8 protein-coding genes are annotated in these 9,070 nt (G+C 47.4%); 7 read left to right on the top strand and 1 reads right to left on the bottom strand.

Going from position 1 to position 9,070, the window contains the following annotated elements:
• On the bottom strand, nt 1-174 hold a 174-nt coding region (locus B3D59_RS14975), incomplete at its 3' end, for an HTH domain-containing protein (RefSeq protein WP_286821252.1).
• Nucleotides 175-410: 236 nt separating this feature from the next.
• Here B3D59_RS14975 and B3D59_RS14970 point away from each other — a divergent pair.
• The 7 genes from B3D59_RS14970 to B3D59_RS14940 all read left to right on the top strand — a co-directional run.
• Nucleotides 411-2,549 (top strand): LOG family protein, encoded by a 2,139-nt coding sequence (locus B3D59_RS14970; RefSeq protein WP_286821247.1) that lies wholly within the window; start codon nt 411-413, stop codon nt 2,547-2,549.
• Between the two features lie 20 nt (nt 2,550-2,569).
• Nucleotides 2,570-3,475 carry a thioredoxin fold domain-containing protein gene (locus tag B3D59_RS14965; RefSeq protein WP_286821244.1) on the top strand — a complete coding sequence of 302 codons (906 nt, stop codon included), beginning with the start codon at nt 2,570-2,572 and terminating at the stop codon, nt 3,473-3,475.
• 39 nt (nt 3,476-3,514) lie between these two features.
• On the top strand, nt 3,515-5,989 hold the full coding sequence (locus B3D59_RS14960) for a glycogen/starch/alpha-glucan phosphorylase (RefSeq protein WP_286821240.1): 2,475 nt from the start codon (nt 3,515-3,517) through the stop codon (nt 5,987-5,989).
• Between the two features lie 381 nt (nt 5,990-6,370).
• Nucleotides 6,371-7,465 (top strand): dTDP-glucose 4,6-dehydratase, encoded by a 1,095-nt coding sequence (gene rfbB, locus B3D59_RS14955; RefSeq protein WP_286821236.1) that lies wholly within the window; start codon nt 6,371-6,373, stop codon nt 7,463-7,465.
• Between the two features lie 18 nt (nt 7,466-7,483).
• On the top strand, nt 7,484-8,578 hold the full coding sequence (locus B3D59_RS14950; protein WP_286821231.1) for an AAA family ATPase: 1,095 nt from the start codon (nt 7,484-7,486) through the stop codon (nt 8,576-8,578).
• Between the two features lie 72 nt (nt 8,579-8,650).
• On the top strand, nt 8,651-8,890 hold the full coding sequence (locus B3D59_RS14945; RefSeq protein WP_277000159.1) for a DUF1902 domain-containing protein: 240 nt from the start codon (nt 8,651-8,653) through the stop codon (nt 8,888-8,890).
• Nucleotides 8,890-9,070 (top strand): type II toxin-antitoxin system HicA family toxin (locus B3D59_RS14940; protein WP_286821221.1); only part of this gene is annotated, 181 nt, incomplete at its 3' end. The genes B3D59_RS14945 and B3D59_RS14940, both read left to right, overlap by 1 nt.

Below are 9,070 nucleotides of genomic sequence, written 5' to 3'. Positions count from 1 at the left end.
GCCCTTAATATCGACGCCGGCCTGCTTTAATGCCTTAATATGTTTCCAGACCGCAACCCGGGAAATTCCGGTTGCTTCACTGATTTTGACCCCGGAAACAGGTTCACCATTCGACCGGTACAAAACCTCAAGGATCGTTTGCCTTTTATCCGGCAATGTTTGGTTAACTTTCATAAGGGATGATGGTTAACAAGAATCGGGTCCCGGGTCAAGCAAAATCTTTCCTTCAAACGCTAAGAGTCGTGGGCGGATATGGTCTAAGCGCTTGTTTGGTAATTAACCGGCTGGACATTGATTTATCCAGTTTTTTCAAAATGTATTTTTTCTTGACGTATAAGTACCCCGGACTTATGCTTACCCCTTGATGGTTCAGGTTATTTGCACAAGCTCACTTGAAAATAAGGCTTTTGATGGACATACCCAAAATAGTCAGCCCGGACGGTTATATTGATACCATTGCCCTTCATGCGTCCGGAGAAGAGCAGATGGATCTTCGGTTTTTGTTCCCCAAAGTGTCGGATTATATCGTATCTTCTTTAAAGGAGGGCAAACCCTGGTTTTTTTCCGGCAGAAGCGGCAATGCCCAGATGGGCATTTTGACCGACACCCACATGCGCGGTGAAACCCCGCCGACGCCGGAGATTGACGGTTCAAAGATTCTGCTTTCCGGTATAATCCGAAATCTGAACCCACTTTTGACCAACGCCCTTGATTTGTTTGAGACTGGGGATGAAATCGGGCGGCTGGTCGTTATGGATCCGGAACTGCGTATCCGGGATGTTCGCCATTATCTTCACAAACGGCTTTTTGTGGGCAACCGGGTGGGCAAGGGGTATTATGAAGGGTTTGATATCCGTCAGGAAATCGATGCTTCAACCGGAAAAACGTGCGACTATATTGAGGTGGCACTCTCCTCTTTCCAATATTGTTTTGAACCCGAAGCCATGATCCGATCCAGTATTGACGCGGTAATTAAGAAGGGGCGAAGCGCCCTGAATGCCATTCGGTCTAGGGTGCCCATGGATCCGGATCATACCCTTCTAAATCCGGGTGCGCTTTTTGTGGGGGCGATTAAAATTTCTTTGGGTGACATTTACGGTATCATTGATGCCGTGGTTACCCCGGAAAAAGATGACATCATCCATCTGCCTGCCAGGGTGCTGGATCCTTTCCGCACCTTCAGAAACCGGCAGGTGGAACTGTATCATTTTGGGAAAACCCCGGTACCTTTGAGTGATATTCGTATCCGCATTCGTTTTTTTAGAAGTCACAACCCCTTGACCGTCCCCCTGGAAAAGACCAGGGTAAAGGAAGGGTACCGGCTGTGCGATCTGCTTACCCATGCAGAGGTATCCAATCTGTTCGATATTCTGGATGAAAAAGCCATGGGCCTGATCCTGTACAAGGGTAATTTCATCCAGGTGCCCCGGGCCATGGATATCAAAGGGGAAGCCCAACTGGAGATCATTAAAAACTGTCTGGCCAAAAGTACCCAGCGCCGCCATGAGCCGACCATTCCAGAAACCCTGGGTGACAGGCTCAAGGAGACTCTTGGCAAGCTGTCCGTTCTGGGCGGGGTCAATTCCCGGGTATTTATCGGCCGGGATTTTCCGGAGCGGGAAGTGGTGGATGCGCTGAGAAGAACCGGGTTATGCACATTTCTTATAAATGCGGAAAATCCGTGTTTCGCCGATGACGAGATACGGCACATGATCTCTTTGACCCATGCCGGTCAGGACAGGTGCGAATTCATGAGGTACGATCCTGTGATCGACAAACTATATTCATTTTACCACGGGTGCTTCATGGAACCTGACGACTGGGAGCGCTTTGATCGGGTAAGGTTCTGGTTTGCCTTTTACGGGTCACATGCCAAAGCTGTGGACAACGGCCTGACCATTGATTTGATTAATCGCCTGGCCCTGCGTTTAGGTGATGAGATGGGCATTGTCCACGGTGGGGGGCCCGGTCTAATGAAGGAAGCCAATGATTTGGCCCGCCGGCACAATATCATGAGTGTGGGCATCGCCATTGAGCTTGAAGGGGAGGAACAGGCCTCTTTAACCACCTGTGACGGGTTTATTAAATATAATGAAGGCCTGCGCCTTGCCCGCCAGGATCATCTGCAGAAATTGAGCAACCTGCCCGTTATCAATACCGGTGGGTACGGCAGTGCCGAAGAGTTGAGCATCACCATCACATCCATGAAACTTCATGAAAATCCTCTGGCCCCCATTATCCTTCTGGACCCGGATAATTTATGGGACAATGCCAGAAAGCAGACCCAGAAAATCGCAGATAAAAAATACGGGCCCGCATTCACTCCCCATCTTGTGAAGTCCTGTAAGAATGCAGACCAGGCTGAAACCCATCTGATTGAATTTTTATCAGATCCTGATCTCTGGTATGAGAAGAATAAAATACCGGCCCAAAGTGTGGAAAAGGCAAGGATCAAGGCGGCAAGGATTCGCCAGTCCTTTTTGTGCATTGATAATGTGGACGTGTTTTGTACACCCAGTCCGCGACTTTCTTCCGTAGACGGGCATTAATACTAGTAAAGGAAAATATTTTGTTGACTATTTTGTTGACCCTAATGAAAAAGATCATTACACCCGGAATGTGTTTCAGGCGCCTTGCTGTTTTTATGCTGGGATTTTTCATATTTTCAGCCGGTGTTTCTTCGGGGCATGCAGAATCGGTATGCGAACACGTTACCTTAGCCTGGTTACAAACCCAGGTCTCTATACCCAAAGATGCGGAACTGGTATTTAAAAAAGAGCAGGGCGTTCTTTGTGAAGCCGTACTCTCCATTAACGGCGGTCTTGCGCCGGTATACGCGGGCAAGGATTTCATTGTGGCCGGCCAGATGTATAAAAACGGTGTATCCATCACACGGATGACCATGTCCAGCCTCTCTGAGGTTGCTGATGCAGAAAGAAAAAAAGCCAAGGAGAAAGAGGCAAAGGATGTGGAGATGCGTAAATCGTTTTTTAAACTCCATGGCCCAGAGCTGGCAGATCTGGTTTCTTTGAGCTTTGCGCCGGGAGGCGTGTCTGATAAATTCATCTATGTTATTTCAGATCCGGCCTGCAGCCACTGCAAGGCGCTTCTTGACGGCTTAGAAGAAGTTGCAGCAGAAGCGGATCTTGCCCTGAAACTGGTCATATATCCGGTTTTGGGAGAAAACAGCAAAGCCATGACTGCCCATGTCATCTGCGAACACCTTGGCTATGGTGCATATAAAACCATGAAAAAAATTGGCCCGGCAAAGGGCTGTGAAAAGGCGAACCAACGTATAAACAAAACGTTTGATCTGCTCAATAAAGCTGATGTCTCTTTCGTGCCCCTGGTGGTGGCCCATGACGGTTCCTGGGTGGTGGAAGGCAATGATATATGCAGCGTCCGTGAGCACCTTGGACTGGATCCGGGCACCGGCGAAAAAGGCGGTGGCTGCAAAAAGGACCAGGAAGATTGATTTTGGGGGTTACTCTTATTATAAGTGGGGAAGTGTATCATGGAAAACCAGAAACGTTATCCGGGTAAGACTCCGGAAAGCAATGACCAGCCAGCCACAGATCTTAACGAAGATATCAAACATCACATCATGACAACCATGGGGAATGATTTTTATCCCCCCAGGAAAGACACTTATTACAAGGGGTTGGCCTACAGTGTCCGTGACCGGTTGGTGAAAAGGTGGCTCAACTCCCAGCGTTCTTTCTACGATAGAAGTGCAAAACGGGTCTATTATCTTTCCCTGGAGTTTTTGCCCGGCCGGTTTTTAATGAATTATGTCACCAATATGCAATTGAACAAAGCGTGCGAAAAAACCCTGGAAGAAACCGGTTTTACCATGGAGGAGATTGAGGAGCAGGAGTGGGATGCAGGCCTTGGCAACGGGGGCTTGGGTAGGCTTGCGTCGTGCTACATGGACTCCATGGCATCTTTGAATATCCCGGCATATGGCTATGGTATCATGTATGATTACGGCATATTTTATCAAACCATTGTGAACGGGTATCAGGTTGAACAATGCGATAACTGGGTGCGATGGGGCAATCCTTGGGAATTCAAGCGCCGGGGATTTTTATACAATGTTCAGTTTTACGGCAGGTCTGAACTCTATAAAAACAGTTCGGGCAAGCTTTGTTACCGGTGGGTGGATACGTTAGACATGAATGCCATGGCCTGTGATATTCTTATTCCGGGTTACGGTACCCAGAATGTGAACAACATGCGGCTGTGGGCAGCCATGTCCAGCCAGGAGTTTTCTTTGGAGGAGTTTAATCAGGGCGACTATATTGGCGCAATGGAGAGCAAGGTACTCACGGAAAATATATCCAAGGTGCTTTATCCCAGTGATGAGAAAGATGTGGGCAAGGAACTTCGCCTCAAACAGCAGTATTTCTTTGTGGCGGCCACCTTCCAGGATATTGTGCGCAGGTTTAAAAAGCACAACCCGGATTTCAAATTATTGCCAGACCGGGTTGCGGTTCAGCTCAACGACACCCATCCTGCCATTGCCATTCCCGAACTCATGCGTCTATTGCTCGATGAGGAAGACCTTGAATGGGAGACTGCCTGGGAAATTTCAGTAAAAACGTTTGCCTATACCAACCACACAGTGCTTCCAGAAGCCCTGGAGTCCTGGCCGGTCCGCCTTATTTCAAGGTTGCTGCCTCGTCATATGGAGATCATTTACGAGATAAACAGACGGTTTTTAAACATGGTGGAAAAACAGTATCCGAACAACCCCCAGTTATTACACCGTATCTCCATAATTGAAGACGGCTCGGAACAAAGGGTGCGTATGGCCCATCTGGCCATTGTGGGGAGCCACACGGTCAACGGCGTGGCCGTCCTTCATTCCAGGATTCTCAAAGATAAATTATTTCACGATTTTAACATTATTTTTCCGGGGAAAATTATCAATGTCACAAACGGCGTGACCCCTCGACGGTGGCTGCTCCAGGTAAACCCGGCTTTATCATCCCTTATCACCGACACCATTGGATCAGACTGGATTACCGATCTTGACCAACTTAAAAAACTTATTCCCCATGCAGACAATCCTGCTTTTCGTGAAAAATGGCGTCAGGTAAAATTGGCCAATAAAGCGCGTTTGGTAAAATATATCAAACGGAAAGTGGGCATGGATGTAAACCCTGATACGCTGTTTGACGTTCATGTGAAGCGGATTCACGAATACAAACGTCAGCTGTTGAATATTTTCCATGTCATCACCCTGTATAACCGGATAAAAAAGGATTCTTCCAAAGAGATTGTGCCAAGGACGGTTATTTTTGCCGGCAAGGCGGCTCCTTCTTATATCCAGGCAAAACTGATTATCAAGCTGATCAATTCCGTTGCGGATCTTGTGAATAATGATCCGGATGTTAACCATAAACTTGAGGTTGTTTTTTTACCGAATTATTGTGTTTCCCAGGCTGAGAAGATCATACCCGCAACCGATCTGTCTGAGCAGATTTCAACGGCGGGACTTGAAGCGTCAGGTACGGGAAATATGAAATTTGCATTAAACGGGGCGCTGACCATCGGCACCCTTGACGGAGCCAACATCGAGATCATGGAAGAGGTAGGTGAAGACAATATCTTTATTTTTGGTCTGACCGCCAAAGAGGTGGAAAAAAAGAGGGCCCAAGGATACAATCCATGGGACTATTACAATAGCGATGAAGAGCTGCGAACCACGCTGGACATGGTCAGGCTGAATCATTTTATTCCGGGAGAGCCCAATCTTTTCCTGCCCATCTGGGATTCGCTGATGGCCCTTGGAGATCGCTATCTTGTCCTTGCTGATTTTCGCGCCTTTATCCAGGCCCAGGATAGGGTCCGTACCCTTTATCAGGATCAGGAGCAGTGGACCCGATGTTCCATTTTAAATACGGCAAATATAGGAAAATTCTCCAGCGACAGAGCTGTCAGGGAGTATGCCCGGGATATCTGGAAAATTGAATCTTGTAAATAGTGTCCATCCAGAAATAGGGGTGTGTCCCACCTTTTACATAAGGTGCTTATTTGATTTGACAAATCAGGCTCAAAATTAAACCATAATCGAATTTTATGAAAATTTGATTGCTTTTTTTACTCTTGAGGCATAGATAAAGTCCGTAGTGTTTCTGAGCGAAATTAGAACCAAACCCGAAACTAAATAGTTTAAAATTACAATAAATTCGATTCCTTTGTCGTATACGGCAGCATTTTCGCAATGTAATCGACAGGGCGAAGCTATCTTCGAACCAGGAACACTCATCCTTCTCGGATTCGGCCTGTGCATCTCTGTGACAGGCTTTGGATATAATGCCGGTCCACTGGCGCAATGATTGAGATTCAGACTGCAGGAACTGAAATGAAAAAACTCCTTGTCACAGGCGGTGCCGGTTTCATCGGCACCAACTTCGTATATTACTGGCTCAACAAATACCCGGAAGACCACATCGTGGTTTTGGACGCCCTGACCTACGCTGGCAACAGGGTCAACCTGATACGCGCTGAGAAAAATCCAAAATTTAAATTTGTCCACGGCAACATTCTGGATCAACCCCTTGTGGAGACCCTGCTTAAAGATCACAACATTGACACGATTGTCCATTTTGCAGCAGAGTCCCATGTAGACCGATCCATCCACGGCCCGGATGAATTTATCAACACCAATATTGTCGGCACTCACACCCTGCTGAAAGCCGCCAAAAAGATCTGGCTGGACTCGGGCAGTAAACCCCACAGGTTCCACCATATTTCAACAGACGAGGTGTATGGCACATTAGGGCCTGATCACCCGCCTTTTACAGAGTTAACCCCCTATGCACCAAACTCACCCTATGCAGCCAGCAAGGCATCCTCTGACCATTTGGTCCGGGCATACCACGAAACCTACGGCCTTGATACCACCATCAGCAACTGCTCCAACAACTATGGCCCCTTTCAGTTCCCGGAAAAACTGATCCCCCTTGTGATTATCAATATCCTGTTTAATAAACCCCTGCCAATATATGGTGACGGCAAACAGATCCGGGACTGGCTTTATGTAGACGACCACAACCGGGGTGTGGACCTGATATTGAAAAAAGGGACACCCGGACAGACATATAATATCGGCGGCACCAATGAATGGGCAAATATTGATATTGTGCATCTAATCTGTGACCTGTTGCTGGAACAATTTTCCACCGATAAAAGCCTGTCTGAACGATTTGCCAAATCTCCGGCAGCACAGGCAAAACATCCAGCCACCTTGATCTCCCATGTGAAAGACAGGGCAGGGCATGACCGGCGGTATGCCATCAATGCCGAAAAGATCAAGGATGATCTTGAATTCATACCCGAAGAATCCTTTGAAACCGGCATCCGCAAAACCCTTACGTGGTTCCTGGAGCATCAACCATGGTGGAAGCAACTGCTGAATGAGTCATATAAAGACTGGATTACGACAAATTATTCTTGAACCAATGCCCATCCGCTGATGCTTGGTCCGGCTTCCCTTAAACCCTCCAAAGCCGAAGAGATGCGAGACGGTCTTAAAAATTTCTACTCTGTCATCAAAGACAGCGACCGGTATATTCGGTTCTGCTTCATCACCGGGGTGAGCAAATTCAGCCGAGTCAGTATTTTCAGCGATCTGAACAATCTTGAAGATATCAGTCTCCAGCCTGAAATGGGGGCGCTTTGCGGCTATACGGAAAAGGAATTGACCGGGACCTTCCACGAACGTCTTGACGGGGTGGATATAGACACGCTGCGGGAATGGTACAATGGGTACTCCTTTTTGGGAAAAGAAAGGGTTTACAATCCCTTTGATGTGCTGTTATTCCTGAAAAAGAGACAGTATGGCAACTACTGGTTTGAAAGCGCTACCCCCAGTTTTCTAATCAAACTCCTGTACCAAAACAAGGTGTACATTCCGGATCTATCACATATTGAGATAGACCAGGGCCTGCTTTCCGGATTTGACCTTGCTCGCCTGCTTCCGGAGGCGGTACTGTTCCAGTCAGGGTATCTGACGGTAAAATCAGTGGAAACACTGGCCCCGGGGCAGAGGATTTTCACATTGGATTATCCCAATCAGGAGGTGCGTGTCAGTCTAAATATGCATCTTCTGGATTATTTCACGTCCGGTGGTGCTGTAATCTGCAGTCTGCGGTTGAAGATGTCAAAAGCACTGAAATTAAGGGAAATGGATAAGATACAAGTTTTGATTCAGTCTCTTTTTTCATCCATTCCCTGGGAATGGTACACCGCCGGTGATCTGGACCGGTATGAAGGTTACTACGCCTCGGTTCTTTACGCGTTTCTGGCCTCCCTCGGGCTTGACCTTCATCCCGAGGAAAGCACCAGCCATGGGCGTGCCGACCTGGTACTCAAAACAGATCAGACAATATATGTAATGGAGTTCATAGTCGTGGAAATCCTGGGGGACGGCAAAAAAGCCATAGATCAGATCCGGGAAAAAAGATACCATGATGCATATGTCCAGGCAGGAAAAGATGTGATTCTGGTGGGCATTGATTTTTCAAGAAAAGAGCGCAACATCGTGGGATTCGCCTTTGAAACGGCTTGATTTTTTTTGAATTATAAAGCCCCCATTGCGGGTGCTAATGTGATCATTGCAGATTGAAACACGGAGGGCTGAATGAATAAAAAACCTTATTTTATAAGAGCGGAATGGGATGACGAGGCAGATGTATGGGTGGCAAGCAGTGAGGATGTCCTCGGCCTTGCAACTGAAAGTGCAACATTGGAAGGATTGATTGAAAAATTGAAAGTCATGATACCCGAGCTGCTGGAGGCCAATGGTGAGGATGTGGAACAGGAAACTCCATTTGAAGTCTTTACCCGGCGGTTTGAGATTGCGCATCGGGCGGCTGTTTGATGGGGAATTTTACAAAGGATCTGAAAAAAATACTTCGCGAAAACGGATGCTCATTTGAGCGGCAGGGTAAAGGAGATCATGAAATCTGGTACAGCCCTGCCACCGCACTTCGATTTGTGGTGGATAATGCTATAAAATCAAGGCATACGGCAAACGCAGCAGGGCAAACGCATTTAAATT

The organism is Desulfobacter sp. UBA2225, assembly GCF_002348205.1.
Taxonomy (GTDB): Bacteria; Desulfobacterota; Desulfobacteria; order Desulfobacterales; family Desulfobacteraceae; genus Desulfobacter; species Desulfobacter postgatei.
This window is presented reverse-complemented; position numbering and strand designations above follow the sequence as displayed.

Bases quoted from the DNA above. Each gene is read 5' to 3' on its own strand.
- B3D59_RS14970 (WP_286821247.1), top strand. From the start codon at position 411: ATGGACATACCCAAAATAGTCAGCCCGGACGGTTATATTGATACCATT.
- B3D59_RS14960 (WP_286821240.1), top strand. From the start codon at position 3,515: ATGGAAAACCAGAAACGTTATCCGGGTAAGACTCCGGAAAGCAATGAC.
- rfbB (WP_286821236.1), top strand. From the start codon at position 6,371: ATGAAAAAACTCCTTGTCACAGGCGGTGCCGGTTTCATCGGCACCAAC.
- B3D59_RS14950 (WP_286821231.1), top strand. From the start codon at position 7,484: ATGCTTGGTCCGGCTTCCCTTAAACCCTCCAAAGCCGAAGAGATGCGA.
- B3D59_RS14945 (WP_277000159.1), top strand. From the start codon at position 8,651: ATGAATAAAAAACCTTATTTTATAAGAGCGGAATGGGATGACGAGGCA.